Genomic DNA, 20,217 nt, shown 5'->3' with positions numbered 1-20,217 from the left:
TGGCGGGTGGCGCGAGCAACCTACACCGGTACCCCCAGCAATACGTGGGAGGGATGGAACTGCGCCCGGACCTGGCTACCGGGTGCCAGTGCCGCTCGTGCCAGCCAGTGGGCCTCGGCAAACGCACAGAGTGTCTGCCCATTACCCAGCGCCAGCCTTACTTCACGGGTGTCATGCCCATCCGCGATCACCTGTTCCACCGTTGCCTTGAGCACATTGCTGCCTGCTTCGGCTTCATCTGCGGCGCTCAACAGCTGCACCCACCCGGCCTTGAGCAACGCCACCACCATGGTGCCGATCGCCAGCTCCAGGCGTGACGTGCTGTCATGGGTGATCAGTGCCTCGATTTCCAGCCCGCCACCCAGCGCCAGGCTCACGCGGTCGTGCCGCCCTTCGCGGCGCAAGCCGCTGACCTGGCCTTGCAGCTGGTTGCGGGCACTGGTGCGCAACATCAGGCGCCCAAGCAGGTCAAGGTCGCTGGACTCTTCGGCGGCCTCGAGAATCTGCGCCTGCAGGGCCTGCAAACGCTGATACAGGCGCAGTACCCGCTCGCCTTCGTCAGACAGGCGTGCGCCACCGCCGCCGCGCCCGCCGGTGCTGCGCTCGACCAACGGCTGGCTGGCCAGGTTGTTGAGTTCGTCTATGGCGTCCCATGCGGCTTTGTAGCTGATGCCTGCGGCCTTGGCGGCGCGGGTGATCGAACCTTGCTCAGCGATATGCTGAAGCAACGCGATGCGCTGTGGGCGGCGAGCGATATGCTGGGTGAGGAGAGCGGGCAGGGTCATGATGGCGCCTATCTGGGACTGACCGGTCAAGCTTGCCCCGGTTTTGCCGTGCGTGCCAGGCAATACACATCGACCCGACGTGCGCCGGCGCCGCGCAACAGGGCGGCGATGCTTTGCACCGTGGCACCGGTGGTCAGCACGTCATCGACCACGGCCACATGCAGGCCGTGCAACGCGCCTTGATCAACCACCGCAAAGGCCTGTTGCAGATTGCGCCGCCTGGCCTTGGCATTCAGGCTTTGCTGCGCCGGTGTTTCGCGGGTGCGCTGCAGCCATCGCTCGTTGCAGTCGATTGCCAGGGCCTTGGACAACCACCTTGCCAGCATGCCTGCCTGGTTGAAGCCACGCTCGCGCTGTCGACGCTTTGCCAGTGGCACAGGCAACAGCAGCGATGGCTTGGCCAGGCCATCGGTAAAGCGGTGGCGCAAATCCAGGCTGAGCATTTCGGCCATCAAGCGCCCCAATGGCCACTGGCGATTGTGTTTGAAGCGGCTGATCAGTGTGTCCACGGGAAAGCCGTAATACCACGGCGCTATCACTTGTTCGAAGGCAGGCGGACGGCGGCTGCACTGCGCGCAGGTCAGGCCGGCCATTGGCAGTGGTAGCGCGCACTGCATGCAGTACTCATTCAGCCACGGCAGTTCTTCCTCGCACGCCACGCAGATGGGGTGGCGCTGCTGGGCAGAAGCGCCGCAAAGCAAACAGTAGCGGTCAATATTCGTACACTTGTAAACCAGTGCTTTTAACCAAGGTTGACAGTTCATAGGCCTTCCATGACTATGCGAGCTATCCGTGATGCGCTGGCGGGCATTCCTGTCCCGGCGCCAGCTACAGCCTAAACAAGGAAACGCCGATGAGCGCCAGCACAACTGCAACAACACGTCACGACTGGTCCCTGGCCGAGGTGAAGGCCCTGTTCCAGCAACCGTTCAACGACCTGCTGTTCCAGGCGCAAACCGTGCATCGGGCGCATTTCGACCCCAACCGCGTGCAGGTTTCCACGCTGCTGTCGATCAAGACCGGCGCCTGCCCGGAAGATTGCAAATACTGTCCACAGTCGGGCCACTACAACACCGGGCTGGAAAAACAGAAGCTGATGGAGGTGCAGAAGGTGCTCGAAGAAGCGGCACGGGCCAAGGCCATCGGCTCCACCCGCTTCTGCATGGGCGCCGCCTGGAAGCACCCCTCGGCCAAGGACATGCCCTACGTGCTGGAAATGGTCAAAGGGGTCAAGGCCATGGGGCTGGAAACCTGCATGACCCTCGGCAAGCTCGATCAGGACCAGACCCAGGCGCTGGCCCAGGCAGGCCTGGATTACTACAACCACAACCTCGATACCTCGCCGGAGTTCTACGGCAGCATCATCACCACCCGCACTTACAGCGAGCGTCTGCAGACCTTGGCCTACGTACGCGATGCCGGGATGAAGATCTGCTCCGGTGGCATCCTCGGCATGGGCGAGTCGCTCGACGATCGTGCAGGCCTGCTGATCCAGTTGGCCAACCTGCCCGAGCATCCCGAGTCGGTGCCGATCAACATGCTGGTCAAAGTGGCCGGAACCCCGTTGGCCGAGGAAGAAGATGTCGATCCGTTCGACTTCATTCGCATGCTGGCGGTGGCGCGGTTGCTGATGCCCAAGTCGCATGTGCGCCTGTCCGCCGGCCGCGAACAGATGAACGAGCAGATGCAGGCCCTGGCCTTCATGGCCGGCGCCAATTCGATCTTCTACGGCGAGAAGCTGCTGACCACCGCCAACCCGCAGGCCGACAAGGACATGCAGCTGTTCGCCCGCCTGGGTATCAAGCCTGAAGCGCGTGAAGAGCATGCCGACGAAGTGCACCAGGCCGCCATCGAGCAGGCGCTGGTGGAGCAACGCAGCAGCGAGCTGTTCTATAACGCCGCGTCTGCCTGAGATGGCCTTCGATCTTGCCGCGCGTCTTGCCGAACGGCGCGCAGCAGACCTGTATCGGCAGCGGCCGCTGTTACAAAGCCCGCAAGGGCCGAACGTCGTGGTCGATGGCCAGCCGTTGCTGGCTTTCTGCAGCAATGACTACCTGGGCCTGGCCAACCACCCTGAGGTGATTGCCGCTTGGCAGGCCGGCGCCGAGCGTTGGGGCGTCGGTGGCGGGGCCTCGCACTTGGTTGTCGGCCACAGCACGCCGCACCATCAGGTCGAAGAGGCGCTGGCTGAATTGACCGGTCGCCCGCGAGCCTTGCTGTTTTCCACAGGCTACATGGCCAACCTCGGGGCCATCACCGCGCTGGTGGGGCAGGGCGATACAGTGCTGCAGGACCGCTTGAATCATGCCTCGCTGCTCGATGGCGGCTTGCTCAGTGGTGCCCGCTTCAACCGTTACCTGCACAACGATGCCGTCAGCCTGGCCAACCGCCTGGGCAAGGCCTGCGGCAATACCCTGGTGGTCACCGACGGTGTGTTCAGCATGGATGGTGATCTGGCCGACCTGCCTGCGCTGGCCGAGGTGGCGCGTGCGCGCGGGGCCTGGTTGATGGTCGACGACGCGCATGGCCTGGGTACCTTGGGTGCCCAGGGCGGCGGTATCGTCGAACACTTCGGCCTGGGCATCGACGACGTGCCGGTGCTGATCGGTACGCTAGGCAAGGCGTGTGGTACCGCGGGCGCCTTCGTTGCGGGCAGCGATGATTTGATCGAGGCACTGGTGCAGTTCGCACGGCCTTACATCTACACCACCAGCCAGCCGCCGGCACTCGCTTGCGCCACGCTCAAGAGCCTGGAGCTGGTGCGCCGCGAGACCTGGCGCCGCGAGCACCTGGCCGGGTTGATCCTTCAGTTCCGCGAGGGCGCGGCGCAGATCGGGCTGCAGCTGATGGACAGCCCGACCCCGATCCAGCCGCTGCTGATCGGCGACAGTGCACAGGCACTGCGCCTGTCACAAATGCTGCGCGAGCGTGGCCTGCTGGTCACCGCCATCCGCCCGCCTACTGTTCCTGCTGGCAGTGCACGGCTGCGGGTAACCTTGAGCGCTGCGCACAGTGAGGCGCAGGTACAGCTATTGTTGAATGCATTGGCCGATTGTTATCCACAGCTGGAGGCCGCCGATGCGTAACCGATTGATCCTTCTACCCGGCTGGGGCCTGGGGACTGCGGCGCTTGAGCCGCTGGCCGCCAGCCTGCGTGCGCAGGACGCGCGCCTGCAGGTTGAGCTGGCGCCCCTGCCGGAGCTGGCCGACCCCGATGTACAGGCGTGGGTCGATTACCTTGACCGCAAACTGCCCAGTGATGCCTGGCTGGGCGGCTGGTCGCTGGGCGGCATGCTTGCCAGTGAGCTGGCGCGCAAGCGTGGCGATCACTGTTGCGGGCTGCTGACCCTGGCCAGTAACCCCTGCTTCGTGGAACGGGCGGATTGGCCGCATGGTATGGCCCATGACACCTTCGAGACCTTCCGCGACGGTTGCCGCAGCCACACCGGCGTAACCCTCAAACGTTTCAAGAGCCTGTGCAGTGACGGCGCCATGCAGCCGCGCACATTGCTGCGTCAGCTGGGCGTGGGCGTGCCAGAGACGGACCCGCTGTACCTGAGCACCGGGCTTGAGGTGCTGGCAAAGCTGGATACCCGCGAAGCGCTGCAGGCATACGCCGGCCCGCAACTGCACCTGTTCGCCGGCAGTGATGCGTTGGTCCCCCCCGAGGCGGCCAAAGCGCTGAGCGAGTTGTTGCCCGACGTTGAAGTCGGGCTGGTTGAAGAGAGTTCCCACGCTTTCCTGTTGGAGTATCCGCAGGAATTGGCGGCGGGTATCAAGAGTTTCCTGCATGAGAGTGGCGATGACTGACCTTTCCCGTCCAACCCTGCCCGGCGCGCTGCCGGACAAGCGCCAGGTAGCGGCCTCGTTCTCTCGTGCGGCAGCCAGCTACGACAGCGTGGCGGCCTTGCAGCGCGCGGTGGGCGTGGCCCTGCTGGAGCAGCTACCGAGCACACTGACGCCATCGCGCTGGCTCGACCTGGGCAGCGGCACGGGGCATTTCAGCCGGGTGCTGGCCGAGCGGTTCACGCTGGCGACGGGCGTGGCCGTGGATATCGCCGAAGGCATGCTGCGCCATGCCCGAGGCGAGCAGGGCGGGGCCCGCTACCATGTGGCAGGCGACGCCGAGCGCTTGCCGCTGCGTGATCACAGCGTCGATCTGGTTTTCTCCAGCCTGGCAGTGCAGTGGTGCGCGCAGTTCTCCAGTGTGCTGGAAGAAGCCCGGCGGGTATTGCGCCCGGGCGGTGTGCTGGCCTTCAGCAGCCTGTGTGTTGGCACCCTCGATGAATTGCGCGCCAGTTGGCAGGCTGTGGATGGCATGGTGCATGTCAACCGCTTCCGCCGGTTCGAGGACTATCAGCGACTGTGTGCGGCAAGTGGCCTTGAGCCGCTTGGCCTGCATCAGCAGGCGCATGTGCTGCACTACCCGCATGTGCGCGGGCTGACCCATGAGCTCAAGGCACTTGGCGCCCACAACATCAATCCTGGGCGGCCGTCGGGCCTGACTGGCCGTGCCCGCATGCAGGGGCTGCTGCAGGCGTACGAAGCATTCCGCCAGCCGCAAGGGCTGCCCGCCACCTATCAAGTGGTCTATGGTGTGTTGCGCAAGCCAACGGCGTGAGAGGAGCGAAATGAGCCAGGCCTATTTCATTGCGGGTACCGATACCGACGTCGGCAAGACCACCATCGCCGCCGGGCTGTTGCATGCCGCTCGGCTGCAGGGCCTGAGCACGCTGGGTGCAAAGCCGGTAGCGTCCGGCTGCACAGCTACCGCGAAGGGGCTGCGCAACGCTGACGCTCAGGCATTGATCGATGAGAGCACACTGAAACTGCCTTATGAGGCCATCAACCCTTTTGCCTTTGAACCTGCCATCGCGCCGCATGTGGCGGCGCGTGAAGCGGGTGTGACGCTGGAGGTGCCGGCCCTGCTCAAGGCCATGCGCCACGTGCTGGATCAGGGCGCGGATTTCACCCTGGTCGAAGGTGCGGGTGGCTGGCGCGTGCCGTTGTCTGGTCATGCCAACCTGTCCGACCTGGCGATTGCCCTCAAGTTGCCGGTGATTCTGGTGGTCGGGGTGCGTCTTGGCTGCATCAACCACGCCTTGCTCAGCGCCGAGGCGATCGCCAGGGACGGGCTGCAACTGGCCGGCTGGGTCGCCAATATCATCGAACCACGCACATCGCGCCTGGAGGAGAACCTCGCCAGCCTGGCCGAGCGCTTGCCAGCGCCTTGCCTGGGGCGGGTGCCCAAGCTCAAGCAAGCGGCTGCCGATGCGGTCGCGGAGCATCTGCAACTGGACTTGCTGGACTGAAGCACCATGCCTCACGTCTATCAGATAGCACGGGGCCATTAGCGATTTAAACGGGCCTTTATGGCCAAGGCCTGTTTTAATCAGGCCTGTTAACATCCAGCGTCATTGGAGTTTTGACATGGAAATCACCGGTAGCTCCGCGTATTACGCGGGCCTCAGCGCCATCCAGAGCGGGCAGAACCGCGTCGATCAGGCGGCCAGCCAGATCGCCAGCAACTCTGTCGAACGCGCCGCCACCAGCCAGTCCAGCGATTTTCAGGCCGAGCGCCTGCGTGCGGTCGACCGCAGCCAGCAGATGGACCTTGCCACCAGCACAGTGCAGCTCGCCCTGGGCAAGACCGAGGTGGAACTGGGCGTGAAAGTCGCCAAGGCTTCCGACGAAATGCTCGGTCGGTTCATCGATACCTACGCCTGAGGGCGACACATTCACAAACCTGCACAGGGCTTTGTGCAAGCGGGCCTGCCCGCGGATGCGTTTGATCAGGCTGCATTTTTTGCCTGAGCCGACGCCTTCGCGGCCAGGCCCGCTGCCTTTGTCATGGGTGTCTTTCAAGGTGATGGCATAAACGCCATCTTTCGCGGCGTAAATGGCACCATAGTCCCTCCTTGACATCGGTCAGTCCTAAACGTAAGTTTCAAACAACTGTTTGACCGAAAGCCGGCAAGAGCTGGTCGGTATCAGCGGTCTCCCCACCGGACTCATCACAGAGGTTCATCGCAATGCCTGATTACAAAGCCCCCTTGCGTGATATTCGCTTCGTGCGCGACGAGCTGCTTGGCTATGAGGCGCACTATCAGAGCCTGCCGGGTTGCCAGGACGCAACGCCCGACATGGTGGACGCGATCCTCGAAGAAGGCGCGAAATTCTGTGAGCAGGTACTGGCCCCGCTGAACCGCGTCGGTGACCTGGAAGGCTGCACCTGGAGCGAGTCCGGCGTGAAGACCCCGACTGGTTTCAAGCAAGCCTACGAGCAGTTCGTCGAAGGCGGCTGGCCGAGCCTGGCCCATGACGTCGCCCATGGCGGTCAGGGCCTGCCTGAGTCGCTGGGCCTGGCGTTGAGCGAGATGGTGGGCGAGTCGAACTGGTCGTGGGGCATGTACCCAGGCCTGTCCCATGGTGCGATGAACACCATTTCTGCCCACGGTACTGAAGAGCAGCAGGAAACCTACCTGACCAAACTGGTATCGGGCGAATGGACAGGCACCATGTGCCTGACCGAACCGCACTGCGGCACCGACCTGGGCATGCTGCGCACCAAGGCCGAGCCGCAAGCTGACGGCTCGTACCGCATTTCCGGCACCAAGATCTTCATTTCTGCCGGCGAACACGACATGGCCGACAACATCGTCCACATCGTGCTGGCCCGCCTGCCGGATGCCCCGGCCGGTACCAAAGGTATCTCGCTGTTCATCGTGCCGAAGTTCCTGCCCGACGCGCAGGGCGGGGTTGGTGAGCGCAACGGCGTGAGCTGCGGCTCGATCGAGCACAAGATGGGCATCCACGGCAACGCTACCTGCGTGATGAACTTCGACAGCGCCACCGGCTACTTGATCGGCCCAGCCAACAAGGGCCTGAACTGCATGTTCACGTTCATGAACACCGCCCGCCTGGGCACCGCGCTGCAAGGCCTGGCCCATGCCGAGGTGGCCTTCCAGGGTGGCCTGAAGTACGCCCGTGACCGCCTGCAGATGCGTTCGCTGACCGGCCCCAAAGCGCCTGACAAGGCTGCTGACCCGATCATCGTGCACCCGGACGTTCGCCGCATGCTGCTGACCATGAAGGCCTTCGCCGAAGGCAACCGCGCCATGGTCTACTTCACCGCCAAGCAGGTGGATATCGTCAAATACAGCCAGGACGAGGAAGAGCGCAAGAAGGCCGACGCCCTGCTGGCCTTCCTGACCCCGATCGCCAAGGCGTTCATGACCGAAGTCGGCTTCGAGGCGGCCAACCACGGCGTGCAGATCTACGGCGGCCACGGCTTCATCGCCGAGTGGGGCATGGAGCAGAATGTGCGCGACAGCCGTATTTCCATGCTGTACGAAGGCACCACCGGCATCCAGGCCCTCGACCTGCTGGGCCGCAAGGTGCTGATGACCCAGGGCGAGGCGCTCAAAGGCTTCACCAAGATCGTGCACAAGTTCTGCCAGGCGCAGGAAGGCAATGAGGCGGTCAAGGAGTTCGTCGAGCCGCTGGCTGCGATCAACAAGGAATGGGGTGAGCTGACCATGAAAGTGGGCATGGCTGCCATGAAGGACCGCGAAGAAGTAGGTGCTGCCTCGGTTGATTACCTGATGTACTCCGGTTATGCGTGCCTGGCGTACTTCTGGGCCGACATGGCACGCCTGGCTGCCGAGAAGCTGGCTGCCGGCACTTCGGAAGAGGCCTTCTACACTGCCAAGCTGCAGACGGCGCGCTTCTACTTCCAGCGTATTCTGCCGCGTACTCGCACCCATGTGGCGACCATGCTGTCCGGTGCCAACAACCTGATGGCGATGGACGAAGAGCACTTCGGCCTGTCCTACTAAGCCGCAAGGCTTCACAAAAACCCGCTTGCCTTGACCGGCAGGCGGGTTTTTTTGTTTCCGGGGGCCGCTGCGCGCCCCAAGATCCGGTTACAAGAAAAGCTCAAGCCCTCCGCCCCTGCTGCCGTTAACCCCCGTGCATTCATCTATTCATGTGCGCTGCCGATGAAGTAAGGGCACAATGCCATTATTGATCTGCCGGGTCGGAGATTACCCTTGTTTCGTTTAAACGCTGTACGCGCAAGCCACTTCCTGCCTTCACTGATCCTCTTGCTGGCAGGGCTTGCGGCGGCTTACGTAAGAGACCTCAGCGTCTTCTTCACATCACTGTTCAACGTCCTGCCTACCTTGGTGCTGCTGCTGGGCGGCGCTTACTGTGCGGTTTACCGTCGCCAGCGCGAGCTGTTCTTGATGGTCACGGTCTACATCGCCTATTTCCTGCTCGATACCCAGACCGACTACTACCGTGACAACGGCCGTGTGCGCGAGGACGCAGCGGTGATCTTCCATCTGGTCTGCCTGCTTCTGCCTGCATTGTTCGGGCTGTTTGGCGCCTGGCAGGAGCGTACCCACCTGGCCCAGGACCTGCTTGCCCGGTTCGCGGTGCTGTTCGCTGTGGGTAGCGTGGCCGTGGCGCTGGAGCAAAGCTTTCCCCAGGCTTTGCTGGCCTGGTTGGCGGAAATACGCTGGCCGTCACTGCATGGGCAGTGGATGAGCCTGATTCAGATGGTCTACCCGTTGTTCATGGGTGTTTTTATCCTGCTGGTGGTGCAGTACCTGCGTGAGCCAAGGCCCCTGCATGCAGCTCAGATCATCGGGCTGATCGGTATCTTCTGGATGCTGCCCAAGACGTTCATCCTGCCGTTCACCCTGAACATCATGTGCAGCCAGGTGATGTTGATGATCGCTGCGGCGGTTTCTCACGAGGCCTACCAGATGGCCTTCCGTGACGAGCTGACCGGCCTGCCCGGGCGGCGTGCATTGAACGAACGCATGCAGCGCCTGGGACGCAATTACGTGATTGCCATGACCGACGTCGATCACTTCAAGAAATTCAACGACACCCACGGCCACGATGTCGGTGACCAGGTATTGCGCCTGGTCGCCAGCCGGCTGTCGAAGGTCACCGGTGGCGGGCGCGCCTACCGCTACGGTGGCGAGGAGTTTGCCCTGGTGTTCGCCGGCAAGACCGCCGAGGAGTGCGTGCCGCATGTGGAAGCTGTGCGGGAAATGATCGCCAACTACACGATGCAGCTTCGTGACCAGAACAACCGGCCGCAGGACGATTCCGCCGGGCGACAACGCCGCAGCGGCAGTGGTGCAGGCACGGTATCGGTGACCATCAGTATCGGCGTCGCTGAACGCCTGATGGAGCATCGCAACCCCGAAGAGGTACTGAAGTCCGCCGACCAGGCGCTTTACAGCGCCAAAGGTGCCGGCCGCAACTGTGTCATGGTTTATGGCCAACAATCACGGCGCGGGGCCGTGCGTACTGCGTGACTGTAATTGACCATATGGTCGCTTGATGACCCTATGTCTCGCAAAAGTTGTTCGGTTACACTGGATTCAATCCCGTGCTGCGGTCCTTCGAGACCGCCCCGACCCTACCCGCGAGAGGTTGTCATGGCTGAATATAAAGCGCCGCTGCGCGACATGCGCTTCGTTCTGAATGAAGTCTTCAACGTGGCAGAGCTGTGGGCGCAACTGCCTGAGCTGGCCGAAACGGTCGATGCGCAAACCGCACTCGCCGTTCTGGAAGAAGCAGGCAAGGTCACCAGCAAGTCCATCGCGCCGCTCAGCCGCGCGGCTGACGAAGAAGGCTGTCACTGGGAGAACGGTGCGGTAAGTACCCCGGCTGGCTTCATCGAGGCCTACAACACTTACGCCGAGGGCGGCTGGGTAGGTGTGGGCGGCGATCCCCAGTACGGTGGTATGGGCATGCCCAAGGCGATTTCCGCCCAGGTTGAGGAAATGGTCAACGCTTCGAGCCTGGCGTTTGGCCTGTACCCCATGCTGACCGCTGGCGCCTGCCTGTCGATCAACGCCCACGCCAGCGAAGCGCTCAAGGAAAAGTACCTGCCGAACATGTATTCCGGCGTGTGGGCAGGCTCCATGTGCCTCACCGAGCCCCATGCCGGTACCGACCTCGGCATCATCCGTACCAAGGCCGAGCCCCAGGCCGATGGCAGCTACAAGGTCAGCGGCACGAAGATCTTCATCACCGGCGGCGAACACGACCTGACCGAAAACATCATCCACCTCGTGCTGGCCAAGCTGCCGGACGCACCGGCCGGGCCTAAAGGTATCTCGCTGTTCCTGGTGCCCAAGTTCCTGGTCAACGATGACGGCAGCCTCGGGGCGCGCAACCCGGCTACCTGTGGCTCGATCGAGCACAAGATGGGTATCCAGGCCTCGGCTACGTGCGTGATGAACTTCGATGAAGCCGTAGGTTACATCGTCGGTGAGCCGAACAAGGGCCTGGCGGCGATGTTCACCATGATGAACTACGAGCGCCTGGGCGTGGGCATTCAGGGCTTGGCCACGGCGGAACGTTCCTACCAGAATGCCGTCGAGTATGCCCGCGACCGTTTGCAGAGCCGCGCCCCTACCGGCCCGCAGGCCAAGGACAAGGCGGCCGACCCTATTATCGTCCACCCGGACGTGCGCCGCATGCTGCTGACCATGAAAGCGCTGATCGAAGGTGGCCGCGCCTTCTCGACGTACGTGGCAATGCAGTTGGACAGCGCCAAGTACAGCGAAGAGCCGGGTACGCGCAAACGCAGTGAAGAGCTGGTGGCACTGTTGACCCCGGTCGCCAAGGCGTTCCTCACCGATCTGGGCCTGGAGTGCGCGGTGCATGGCCAGCAGGTGTTCGGTGGGCATGGCTACATCCGTGAGTGGGGCCAGGAGCAGCTGGTTCGCGATGTACGCATTACCCAGATCTACGAAGGCACCAACGGCATTCAGGCCCTGGACCTGATGGGCCGCAAGGTGGTGGCCAGTGGTGGTGCTTACTACAAGCTGTTCTCTGAGGAAATTCGCCAGTTCATCGCCAGTGCGGGGGCTGACCAGGAAGAGTTCGCCAAGCCGCTGGGTGCCTACCTCGACCAACTCGACGGGCTGACCGAGTGGGTACTGGAGCGGGCCAAAGGCAACCCGAATGAAATCGGTGCTGCATCGGTCGAGTACCTGCATGCCTTTGGCTATGTCGCCTATGCCTACATGTGGGCGTTGATGGCGCGTGCGGCCAAGGCGGGCGAGGGCGATGAGGCGTTCTACTCGGCCAAGCTGGGCACAGCGCGGTTCTACTTCGCCAGGCTTCTGCCGCGGGTGGATTCGTTGGTGGCTTCGGTCAAGGCGGGGAGCGAGTCGTTGTACTTGCTGGATGCCGAACAGTTCTGAGCAGTGGCATGTAGGCACCGCGTTTATTGATGGACGTTGCTTGTAAGCATTTTCCTACATAACGCGGTGACTTTTCGCCACTGGTGTCAGATTGGATCCACGGCTAATCTTTCCCCATGGACGTTGCGCAGGAAGCGCAAAGGACAGAACAGGGACAAACGAAGGATTTCCTGCCAGGACGGTAGGGCGATAAGGATGTCACAGGCAAAAAGTCTGGGAAAACCCCGCTTCGGCGGGGTTTTCTTTGCGCGCGTGTATTTCAGCCAAGCACATCCAGCGCTGAAGCCCCCAATTGCCGTGCGTCGGCCTCTTCCTCCAGCAGTGTACGCAGCAACTCAACCGATGCTTGCTGGCGCTGCGCATCACGAAATACCAGGCCAACCTTCAACGGCACCCGCGGTTCGCTCAAGGGTTTCCACAGCAGCCCTTGGTCATCTTCGGCAGCATCCTTGGCGCGGCCAGGCAGGATAGTGGCCAGTGCGGTATGGGCCAGGCTGTCGAGAATGCCGCCCATGTTGTTCATCTCTGCCTGAACCTGCGGCCTGCGCCCTAGGCTGGCCAGTTGTTGCTTCCAGATCTGGCGGACCTGGAACTCCTCGCCAAGCATCAGCATCGGCAGTTCAGCCGCTTGCCGGATAGAGACCTTCTTGAAGTCTTTCAACGGATGGGTATCAGGGATGACCAACTGCAGTTCATCTTCGTACAGCAGCAAGCCGTGCAGCCCTGGCTGGCGTGGCGGCAGGTAGCTGATACCGATATCAAGGTTGCCGTTGAGCAGGCGTCGTTCGATTTCCAACCCGGACAGCTCGTAGATCTGTACCACAAGATGCGGCTGGGCCTTGCGCAAGCGCTCTAGCAACTGCGGCACCAGGCTGGGGCGTACTGTCTGCAGCACGCCGATGGCCAGCGTGCGCAAGGATTGGCCCTTGAAGTTACGCATCGCTTCGTGGGCGCGCTGCAGCCCGTCGAGCAGGGGCAGGGCGTGGTTGTAAAGGGTGTGAGCCGCCAGGGTCGGCAGCAGGCGCTTGTTGCTGCGCTCGAAAAGGCTCAGGTCAAGGCTGTGCTCAAGCTGGCGGATCTGCTGGGAGAGGGCCGGCTGAGACAGTGACAGCCGTTCAGCGGCGCGGCCGACATGGCCTTCTTCATACACCGCGACGAAATAACGCAGTTGGCGAAAATTCATAAGTATTACTTATCGAAAAAGCTGAAAAAACGAAATGGCCGCTAGCGCCGCCTGAGCCTAGTCTATCGCTGTATTTCAGCGGCTTACAGCAATCAATTCGCGCATTGTTACCCCGTTGGAAAAACACTTTTGATAGGAAAGGCAAAATTATCAAGCGCCGGCGCCGAGACCGGACGCTGCCCCCTGCGGTGACTGGCTGGAGCCCCCCATGAACCTGTTCAACCTGCGCCGATCGGCCCCCGCCACGGCTGTCGAGCCAAAGCGCGCGCCGGTAATCGAGCCAGACGCATCGGCGTTGTCGCATGAGCGCCTGATGCCCGGCACCGAGCGTGCGCCTCAAGTGTTCGTGCGCGGCCAAGGCTCCTGGTTGTGGGACCACGAAGGGCATGCCTACCTGGATTTTACCCAGGGCGGCGGGGTGAACAGCCTGGGCCACAGCCCTGGCGTGGTGGCGAAGGCGCTGGGCAACCAGGCCCAGGCGTTGATCAACCCGGGGGCGGGTTTCCATAGCCGTGGTTTGCTGGCGCTGGTCAACCGCTTGTGCCAGAGCACCGGTAGCGATCAGGGCTATCTGCTCAACAGCGGCGCCGAGGCCTGCGAGGGGGCGATCAAGTTGGCGCGCAAGTGGGGCCAACTGCACCGCAACGGCGCTTATCACATCATCACTGCCAGTCAGGGCTGCCATGGCCGTAGCCTGGGGGCCCTGTCGGCGTCCGATCCGCTGCCGTGCAACCGCTGCGAGCCCGGTTTGCCGGGCTTCAGCAAAGTGCCATTCAATGACCTTGCTGCCCTGCACGCCGCAGTGGATTCGCGCACCGTGGCAATCATGCTCGAGCCTGTCCAGGGCGAGGCGGGTGTCATCCCTGCTACGCAGGAGTACCTCAAGGGCGTGGAAACACTGTGCCGTGAGCTGGGCATCCTGCTGATCCTCGATGAGGTGCAGACCGGTATGGGTCGTTGTGGTGCGCTGCTGGCCGAGGAGCTTTATGGGGTGCGCGCGGACATCATCACCTTAGGCAAGGGGCTGGGCGGCGGTGTGCCATTGGCTGCCTTGCTTGCCCGGGGCACAGCATGCTGCGCTGCGCCTGGCGAACTGGAAGGCAGCCACCACGGCAATGCCCTGATGTGCGCCGCCGGCCTGGCTGTGCTGGACGCTGTGCTGGAGCCTGGCTTTTTCGCCCAGGTGCAGGATAACGGCCGCCACCTGCGCGAAGGCCTGAGCCGCCTGGCCGGGCGCTATGGCTTGGGTGAAGTACGCGGGCAAGGCCTGCTGTGGGCCCTGCAACTGAAAGAACACCTGGCCCGCGAACTGGTGGCAGCGGCCCTGCACGAAGGCCTGCTGCTGAATGCGCCGCAAGCGGATGTGGTGCGTTTTTCGCCAGCGCTTACCGTGAGCAAAGGCAACATCGATGAAATGCTGTTGCGCCTGGCCCGGGCGTTCGCCCGCCTGCACGCACAGCAGCAGGCCCGCGGTGAGGTCTCGGCCTGATACGAATTCTACGAACCGTCTCGCGTTCCTGCGCATCGCCCCTGGCCTTATTCATTTGGCCTGGGGCGTTTTTTTATGGGGAGTTTCTTGAGCCACTGGAGGAGGTCGTGCATATCTGGGTTTTCTGGCGCCCGTTCAAGGGCTTTGCAAAAAACCGCGCCATGCACCGGTGGAACCTCTGTGATGCCCAGCTAGTCTCTGTTTAGACCCTTTGAGGAGAAACTTGCATGGACATCATTCGCATCATTATCGCCATCATCCTGCCGCCGCTGGGTGTGTTTCTGCAGGTCGGTTTCGGCGGGGCGTTCTGGCTGAATATCCTGCTGACCTTGCTGGGGTACATTCCGGGTATCGTGCATGCGGTGTACATCATCGCCAAGCGCTGAATCTGCTGGGGCCGCAGCGCGGCCCCAGGTTTCATCGGGCTAGCACCCGGCAATAGAATCGCCATTCCTCTTCGAGGGCATGTGCAAGGTTTTCGGCCTTCCGAAAGCCATGTCGTTCGTCCGCATAGAAGTGCCCCACGGCTTCGATGCCATTGGCCTTTAACGCCTCAAGCATCGAGCGCGTCTGCTCCGGCACCACCACAGCATCCAGTTCACCCTGAAAGAAAATCACCGGCACGTTGATCTGCTCGGCATGCAGCAGTGGGGTGCGTTGGCGATAGCGTTCGGCATCCTGCTGCGGGTCGCCGATCAGCCAGTCCAGGTAATCCCCTTCGAACTTGTGCGTGGCACGGCCCAGGGCTAGCGGGTCGCTGACCCCATAGAGGCTGGCGCCGGCGCGGAACACGTTATGGAACGCCAAGGCGCACAGCGTGGTATAGCCCCCCGCGCTGCCGCCGCGGATGAACGCCTTGTGCTTGTCGACCAAGCCCTGAGCGGCCAGGTATTCGACCGCCGCGCAAGCATCGGCCACATCGCTCTCACCCCACCGCAGGTGCAGTGCCTGGCGGTATTCCCGGCCATAGCCGGTGCTGCCCCGGTAGTTCAGGTCGGCCACGGCAAAGCCGCGTTGGGTCCAGTACTGGATGCGTGGGTCCAGCACGGGATAGCAGGCTGAGGTCGGCCCGCCATGTATGAACACCACCAGCGGTGCGGCGCCCTGCGACTGCGATGGCGGGTAGAAGAAGCCATGGGCCTGTTCCTCGTCACTGCCATAGTGGAAGGACTGCGGCAGGCTGACCTGTTCTGCCGGCAGGATTTCGGCACCACCGGCCAGTACGCGCACCTCGTGGTGGCGGCGGTCAATGGCAATCACAGCCGGCGAGCTGATGGGCGAGGCGGCGATGGCATACAGGTGCTCGCTGTCCATGGCCAGGCTGCGAAAGCGTGTGTAGGCACTGGCGTAACGCGCCATGTGGCCATCCTCAGCCCGCAGCCCCAATTGCCCGAAGCCGTCTTTGAACCAGCTGGCCAGGTAGCTTTGCGGCCCCAGCGCCAGCCAGGTACAGGTGCCAAGCTGCCAAGGCGCGGCAGCGTGGTCCGCAAGCGCGGCAGGCAACGCCTGCCAGTGGCCCTCGACCTCACCCCAGGGCTGCCAGAAGCCGTTGCGGTCGGACAGGCAGTACAGACGGCCTTCGGCATCGAAGCGCGGCTGTTGCAACGATTCGTCAGCAGCAGCTACACACTGCACCGGGCCCCAGTGGCCGCTGGCATCCCGGGTGCGACACATCAGCCGGGTGACGGTCCAAGGCTGTGCCGGGCGGTCCCATTCGACCCATGCCAGGCGTTGGCCATCGGCACTCACCGTGGGTGAGGCATAGAAATCGGCGCCTTCGGCCAGCACCTCGCGGCTGCATTCATCCAGCGCCACCAGGCGATGCTCTACCTGCTCGGCATGCCGCTCCTCGACGGCCAGCACCTGGCCAGCGTGCCACTGCACATCGCCGTAGCGGCAGCTGGCATCCTGAGTCAGCGCGCGCGGTGGCAGGTCGTCCAGTGGCTGGGTGTAGACCTGTTGATCCTTTTCGTTGACGAACACCAGCCCGTCGCCACCCAGGCAGAAGCTGCCACCGCCATACTCGTATACCCGGCTGCGCACGCTGAAGCCATCCGGGGTCAGGCAGCGTGCCTGGTGGTAAAGCCAGTGCCAGATGCGGCAAGCACCATCGGCCGGGCGGAATTCGATCCAGAACAACCCGTCGGCAGTGACTTTGAGTTCCGTGAAGTCGGTGCCGGCGGCAACCGCCTGGGCCGCACTGAATTCAGCCGCGGGCGATGACACGGGAGTTTCGATCATTGCGGAAGGTCATCTGTTCAATGGCAAGGTCGGCTGTTTCTGCCTCCTCGCGGGCTTTGAGGATGATGCCGTGGTCGGCCGACTTGGCGCACACCGGGTCGGCGTTGCTGGCGTCGCCGGTGAGCATGAAGGCCTGGCAGCGGCAGCCGCCGAAGTCCTTTTCTTTCTCGTCGCACGAACGGCAGGGTTCGGGCATCCAGTCATAACCACGGAAACGGTTGAAGCCGAACGAGTCGTACCAGATGTGCTTGAGGTCGTGATCACGAACATTTGGGAACTGCACCGGTAGCTGACGGGCGCCATGACAGGGCAGGGCAGTGCCGTCCGGCGTGATGGTCAGAAACAGGCTGCCCCAGCCATTCATGCAGGCCTTGGGGCGTTCCTCGTAGTAGTCCGGCGTGACGAAGATCAGCTTGCACGGGTTGCCTTCGGCCTTGAGCTTCGCACGGTACTCGTTGGTGATCCGTTCAGCGCGTTCAAGTTGCTCACGGGTCGGCAACAGGCCCAAACGGTTGAGGTGCGCCCAGCCATAGAACTGGCAGGTGGCAAGCTCGACGAAATCGGCCTCCAGCGCCACGCACAACTCGATGATGCGGTCGATCTTGTCGATGTTGTGCCGGTGGGTGACGAAGTTGAGCACCATCGGATAACCATGGGCTTTCACCGCACGGGCCATCTCCAGTTTTTGTGCGAAGGCCTTTTTCGACCCCGCCAGCAGGTTGTTCACCTGTTCGTCGCTGGCCTGGAAACTGATCTGGATGTGGTCCAGACCGGCTTCCTTGAAGTTGGCGATACGGGCCTCGGTCAGGCCGATGCCGGAGGTGATCAGGTTGGTGTAGTAACCCAACCGGCGCGCTTCGCCGATCAGTTCGGCGAGGTCCTGGCGCACCAGCGGTTCGCCACCGGAAAAACCGATCTGCGCAGCGCCCATTTCACGGGCTTCGGCCATTACCTTGAACCACTGCGCGGTCGTCAGCTCCTTACCCTGTGCGGCGAAGTCGAGCGGGTTCGAGCAGTACGGGCACTGCAGCGGGCAGCGATAGGTCAGTTCGGCCAGCAGCCACAGCGGCAGGCCGACCGGTACCTCAGGCGAGGGTGATCCAGTGTTCGCCACGGGCCACCTCCATGAATTGCTCGATGTCATCAGCGACTTCGGGCACACCAGGAAATTGCTGTTCGAGCTCGGTGATGATCGCGTTCACGTCACGTTTGCCGTCGATCAGGCCACCAATGAGGGAGGCGCTGTCATTGAGCTTGATCATGCCCTCAGGGTAGAGCAGCACATGGCCTTTCTGCGCCGGTTCGTACTGGAAACGATAACCGGGGCGCCAGTTCGGCACTTGTTTGCGGTCGAAACTCATAGGGCAATCCCCTTGTGCCATACCCGTTGCTGGGTGACGGTGTGATACGGCGGGCGGTGCAGCTCATAGGCCATGCTCATGGCATCGAGCATGCTCCAGAGAATATCCAGCTTGAACTGCAGGATTTCCAGCATACGCTCCTGGGCCGCCCGGGTGGTGTAGTGCTGCAAGGTGATCGTCAGGCCGTGTTCGACATCGCGCCGGGCCTGGCCCAGGCGGGTGCGGAAGTACTCGTAGCCGGCAGGATCGATCCACGGGTAGTGTTGCGGCCAGCTGTCCAGGCGCGACTGATGGATCTGCGGGGCGAACAGTTCGGTCAGCGAGCTGCTGGCCGCTTCCTGCCAGCTGGCACGGCGGGCGAAGTTCACGTACGCGTCGACGGCGAAGCGCACACCTGGCAGCACCAGCTCTTGGGAGCGCAGCTGGTCGGGGTCGAGCCCCACAGCCTGACCCAGGCGCAGCCAGGCTTCGATACCACCGTCTTCGCCCGGGGCGCCGTCGTGGTCGAGCAAGCGCTGGATCCACTCACGGCGCACTTCACGGTCCGGGCAGTTGGCCAGGATCGCGGCATCCTTCATCGGGATGTTCACCTGGTAGTAGAAGCGGTTGGCCACCCAGCCCTGAATCTGTTCGCGGCTAGCGCGCCCTTCGTACATCGCCACGTGGTAGGGGTGATGAATATGGTAGTAGGCGCCCTTGGCGCGCAGAGCCTGCTCGAATTCGGCAGGCGACAGTGGCAGTGCTTCGCTCATCGGGCCTCCTTACAACTCGATGCTCATGCCGTCGAAGGCGACTTCTACCCCTCGGCGCTGGACCTCGGCGCGTTCGGGGGAGTCTTCGTCCAGAATCGGGTTGGTGTTGTTGATGTGGATAAGTACCTTGCGCTGGCTTGGGAAGCCGTCCAGCACCTCGAGCATGCCGCCGGGACCATTCTGCGCCAGGTGGCCCATTTCGCGGCCAGTACGGGTACCGACCCCGCGGCGCTGCATTTCATCATCCTCCCACAGCGTGCCGTCGACCAGCAGGCAGTCAGCGTCACGCATCATCGCCAGCAGTTTGTCGTCGACCTGGCCCAGGCCGGGCGCGTAGAACAGCTTGCCGCCGGTGCGAGTGTCTTCCACCAGCAGCCCCAGGTTGTCGCCCGGGTGGGGGTCGAAGCGGTGCGGGGAGTAAGGCGGTGCGGCGCTGCGCAGCGGGAAGGGGGTGAACTTGAGACGAGGGCAGGCCGGGATGACGAAGCTGCCCTCGAGCTCGATACGGTTCCACTGCAGGCCACCGTTCCAGTGGCTGAGCATGTTGAACAGCGGGAAGCCGGTGGTGAGGTCCTGATGGACCATGTCGGTGCACCAGACCTGATGCGGGCAGCCTTCGCGCAGACTGAGCAGGCCAGTGGTGTGGTCGATCTGGCTGTCGAGCAGGACGATGGCGTTGATGCCGGTGTCGCGCAGGCCACGGGCCGGCTGCATCGGCGCGAACGCCTGCAGCTGGGCACGGATGTCGGGTGAGGCGTTGCACAGTATCCAGTGAACACCGTCGTCGGACAGGGCTATCGACGACTGGGTACGTGCCGTGGCGCGCAGGCTGCCATCGCGATAGCCCTTGCAGTTGACGCAGTTGCAGTTCCACTGCGGAAAACCGCCGCCGGCGGCGGAACCGAGAATCTGGATGTACATGGTTGCTCTCTATCCGAACTGTGCGAAGAACCGTAGCCTGAAAAACGACAACGCCCCGGCTGGCCGAGGCGTTGAGACGCAGGCAATGCTTAGCGGCTGGCGAAGTACATGGTCACTTCGAAGCCGATACGCAGGTCAGTGTATGCAGGTTTGGTCCACATGGTTTTTGCTCCTTCCGGGTCAGGGTAGAGGGTTCAGCTATTTGTTTGGCGTCGCCTCGCGCCGAAGGTTCCGGCGGCTGAGATAGC

General features: G+C 62.8%; 20 protein-coding genes. 11 read left to right on the top strand and 9 right to left on the bottom strand.

The features are described 5' to 3' along the window. Positions 1-20 precede the first annotated feature (20 nt). Entirely contained in the window at positions 21-785 is a 765-nt protein-coding gene (locus tag OSW16_RS25035) for a TOBE domain-containing protein (protein ID WP_267819276.1), read from the bottom strand. A gap of 26 nt (positions 786-811) precedes the next feature. Then, the gene (locus OSW16_RS25030; RefSeq protein WP_267819274.1) at positions 812-1,549 is read right to left on the bottom strand and encodes a ComF family protein; all 738 of its coding nucleotides are present in this window, start codon (positions 1,547-1,549) and stop codon (positions 812-814) included. An 89-nt stretch (positions 1,550-1,638) separates the two neighbouring features. On the opposite strand from OSW16_RS25030, the gene bioB reads away from it, so the two are divergent. The 9 genes from bioB to OSW16_RS24985 all read left to right on the top strand — a co-directional run bounded on the left by bioB (position 1,639) and on the right by OSW16_RS24985 (position 12,022). Further along, on the top strand, positions 1,639-2,697 hold the full coding sequence (gene bioB, locus OSW16_RS25025) for a biotin synthase BioB (RefSeq protein ID WP_039602863.1): 1,059 nt from the start codon (positions 1,639-1,641) through the stop codon (positions 2,695-2,697). Position 2,698: 1 nt separating this feature from the next. After that, a complete protein-coding gene (bioF, locus tag OSW16_RS25020; protein ID WP_267819271.1) occupies positions 2,699-3,871 on the top strand; it encodes an 8-amino-7-oxononanoate synthase in 1,173 nt (390 codons plus the stop codon). Then, positions 3,864-4,595, top strand: coding sequence for an alpha/beta fold hydrolase (locus OSW16_RS25015; protein WP_267819269.1), 732 nt, complete (start codon positions 3,864-3,866; stop codon positions 4,593-4,595). Before bioF ends, OSW16_RS25015 begins: the two co-directional genes overlap by 8 nt. Further along, positions 4,588-5,406, top strand: a complete 819-nt coding sequence (bioC, locus tag OSW16_RS25010) for a malonyl-ACP O-methyltransferase BioC (protein WP_267819267.1) — start codon at positions 4,588-4,590, stop codon at positions 5,404-5,406. The genes OSW16_RS25015 and bioC overlap by 8 nt, the downstream gene beginning before the upstream one ends. Positions 5,407-5,416: 10 nt before the next feature. Further along, on the top strand, positions 5,417-6,097 hold the full coding sequence (gene bioD, locus OSW16_RS25005; protein ID WP_241805678.1) for a dethiobiotin synthase: 681 nt from the start codon (positions 5,417-5,419) through the stop codon (positions 6,095-6,097). A gap of 118 nt (positions 6,098-6,215) precedes the next feature. Next, positions 6,216-6,512: a pyrroloquinoline quinone biosynthesis protein PqqE gene (locus OSW16_RS25000; RefSeq protein WP_267819264.1), complete on the top strand. Its 297-nt coding sequence runs from the start codon at positions 6,216-6,218 to the stop codon at positions 6,510-6,512. A 305-nt stretch (positions 6,513-6,817) separates the two neighbouring features. Continuing rightward, on the top strand, positions 6,818-8,623 hold the full coding sequence (locus OSW16_RS24995; RefSeq protein ID WP_241805680.1) for a phenylacyl-CoA dehydrogenase: 1,806 nt from the start codon (positions 6,818-6,820) through the stop codon (positions 8,621-8,623). Positions 8,624-8,836: 213 nt separating this feature from the next. Next, positions 8,837-10,120, top strand: coding sequence for a GGDEF domain-containing protein (locus OSW16_RS24990; protein WP_267819259.1), 1,284 nt, complete (start codon positions 8,837-8,839; stop codon positions 10,118-10,120). Between the two features lie 123 nt (positions 10,121-10,243). After that, the gene (locus OSW16_RS24985; protein ID WP_267819257.1) at positions 10,244-12,022 is read left to right on the top strand and encodes an acyl-CoA dehydrogenase C-terminal domain-containing protein; all 1,779 of its coding nucleotides are present in this window, start codon (positions 10,244-10,246) and stop codon (positions 12,020-12,022) included. A gap of 259 nt (positions 12,023-12,281) precedes the next feature. Here the strand turns inward: OSW16_RS24985 and OSW16_RS24980 are convergent, their stop codons facing one another. Continuing rightward, positions 12,282-13,205: a LysR family transcriptional regulator gene (locus tag OSW16_RS24980; protein WP_267819255.1), complete on the bottom strand. Its 924-nt coding sequence runs from the start codon at positions 13,203-13,205 to the stop codon at positions 12,282-12,284. A 208-nt stretch (positions 13,206-13,413) separates the two neighbouring features. On the opposite strand from OSW16_RS24980, the gene OSW16_RS24975 reads away from it, so the two are divergent. Together OSW16_RS24975 and OSW16_RS24970 are read left to right on the top strand one after the other, a co-directional pair. Further along, the gene (locus OSW16_RS24975; protein ID WP_267819253.1) at positions 13,414-14,694 is read left to right on the top strand and encodes an aspartate aminotransferase family protein; all 1,281 of its coding nucleotides are present in this window, start codon (positions 13,414-13,416) and stop codon (positions 14,692-14,694) included. Between the two features lie 227 nt (positions 14,695-14,921). Then, positions 14,922-15,080 (top strand): YqaE/Pmp3 family membrane protein, encoded by a 159-nt coding sequence (locus OSW16_RS24970; RefSeq protein WP_012316587.1) that lies wholly within the window; start codon positions 14,922-14,924, stop codon positions 15,078-15,080. A 31-nt stretch (positions 15,081-15,111) separates the two neighbouring features. Here the strand turns inward: OSW16_RS24970 and OSW16_RS24965 are convergent, their stop codons facing one another. The 6 genes from OSW16_RS24965 to pqqA all read right to left on the bottom strand — a co-directional run bounded on the left by OSW16_RS24965 (position 15,112) and on the right by pqqA (position 20,130). Further along, complete coding sequence (locus tag OSW16_RS24965) at positions 15,112-16,935, bottom strand: alpha/beta hydrolase family protein (RefSeq protein ID WP_267819251.1); 1,824 nt, start codon at positions 16,933-16,935, stop codon at positions 15,112-15,114. Beyond that, positions 16,901-18,049 (bottom strand): pyrroloquinoline quinone biosynthesis protein PqqE, encoded by a 1,149-nt coding sequence (gene pqqE / locus OSW16_RS24960; RefSeq protein ID WP_267819249.1) that lies wholly within the window; start codon positions 18,047-18,049, stop codon positions 16,901-16,903. The genes OSW16_RS24965 and pqqE overlap by 35 nt, the downstream gene beginning before the upstream one ends. Continuing rightward, a complete protein-coding gene (pqqD, locus tag OSW16_RS24955; RefSeq protein ID WP_012316584.1) occupies positions 18,021-18,296 on the bottom strand; it encodes a pyrroloquinoline quinone biosynthesis peptide chaperone PqqD in 276 nt (91 codons plus the stop codon). Before pqqD ends, pqqE begins: the two co-directional genes overlap by 29 nt. Further along, complete coding sequence (gene pqqC, locus OSW16_RS24950; protein ID WP_267819247.1) at positions 18,293-19,048, bottom strand: pyrroloquinoline-quinone synthase PqqC; 756 nt, start codon at positions 19,046-19,048, stop codon at positions 18,293-18,295. Before pqqC ends, pqqD begins: the two co-directional genes overlap by 4 nt. A 9-nt stretch (positions 19,049-19,057) precedes the next feature. After that, a complete protein-coding gene (gene pqqB / locus OSW16_RS24945) occupies positions 19,058-19,969 on the bottom strand; it encodes a pyrroloquinoline quinone biosynthesis protein PqqB (RefSeq protein WP_267819244.1) in 912 nt (303 codons plus the stop codon). A gap of 89 nt (positions 19,970-20,058) precedes the next feature. Next, positions 20,059-20,130, bottom strand: coding sequence for a pyrroloquinoline quinone precursor peptide PqqA (gene pqqA / locus OSW16_RS24940; RefSeq protein ID WP_008365141.1), 72 nt, complete (start codon positions 20,128-20,130; stop codon positions 20,059-20,061). Between the last annotated feature and the right edge of the window lie 87 nt (positions 20,131-20,217).

It is taken from the genome of Pseudomonas putida (genome assembly GCF_026625125.1).
GTDB classification, from domain to species: Bacteria; Pseudomonadota; Gammaproteobacteria; order Pseudomonadales; family Pseudomonadaceae; genus Aquipseudomonas; species Aquipseudomonas putida_X.
This window is presented reverse-complemented; position numbering and strand designations above follow the sequence as displayed.

Coding starts and splice junctions, on each gene's coding strand:
- OSW16_RS25035 (WP_267819276.1), bottom strand. CDS start 785: ATGACCCTGCCCGCTCTCCTCACCCAGCATATCGCTCGCCGCCCACAG.
- OSW16_RS25030 (WP_267819274.1), bottom strand. CDS start 1,549: ATGAACTGTCAACCTTGGTTAAAAGCACTGGTTTACAAGTGTACGAAT.
- bioB (WP_039602863.1), top strand. CDS start 1,639: ATGAGCGCCAGCACAACTGCAACAACACGTCACGACTGGTCCCTGGCC.
- bioF (WP_267819271.1), top strand. CDS start 2,699: ATGGCCTTCGATCTTGCCGCGCGTCTTGCCGAACGGCGCGCAGCAGAC.
- OSW16_RS25015 (WP_267819269.1), top strand. CDS start 3,864: ATGCGTAACCGATTGATCCTTCTACCCGGCTGGGGCCTGGGGACTGCG.
- bioC (WP_267819267.1), top strand. CDS start 4,588: ATGACTGACCTTTCCCGTCCAACCCTGCCCGGCGCGCTGCCGGACAAG.
- bioD (WP_241805678.1), top strand. CDS start 5,417: ATGAGCCAGGCCTATTTCATTGCGGGTACCGATACCGACGTCGGCAAG.
- OSW16_RS25000 (WP_267819264.1), top strand. CDS start 6,216: ATGGAAATCACCGGTAGCTCCGCGTATTACGCGGGCCTCAGCGCCATC.
- OSW16_RS24995 (WP_241805680.1), top strand. CDS start 6,818: ATGCCTGATTACAAAGCCCCCTTGCGTGATATTCGCTTCGTGCGCGAC.
- OSW16_RS24985 (WP_267819257.1), top strand. CDS start 10,244: ATGGCTGAATATAAAGCGCCGCTGCGCGACATGCGCTTCGTTCTGAAT.
- OSW16_RS24980 (WP_267819255.1), bottom strand. CDS start 13,205: ATGAATTTTCGCCAACTGCGTTATTTCGTCGCGGTGTATGAAGAAGGC.
- OSW16_RS24975 (WP_267819253.1), top strand. CDS start 13,414: ATGAACCTGTTCAACCTGCGCCGATCGGCCCCCGCCACGGCTGTCGAG.
- OSW16_RS24970 (WP_012316587.1), top strand. CDS start 14,922: ATGGACATCATTCGCATCATTATCGCCATCATCCTGCCGCCGCTGGGT.
- OSW16_RS24965 (WP_267819251.1), bottom strand. CDS start 16,935: ATGATCGAAACTCCCGTGTCATCGCCCGCGGCTGAATTCAGTGCGGCC.
- pqqD (WP_012316584.1), bottom strand. CDS start 18,296: ATGAGTTTCGACCGCAAACAAGTGCCGAACTGGCGCCCCGGTTATCGT.
- pqqC (WP_267819247.1), bottom strand. CDS start 19,048: ATGAGCGAAGCACTGCCACTGTCGCCTGCCGAATTCGAGCAGGCTCTG.
- pqqB (WP_267819244.1), bottom strand. CDS start 19,969: ATGTACATCCAGATTCTCGGTTCCGCCGCCGGCGGCGGTTTTCCGCAG.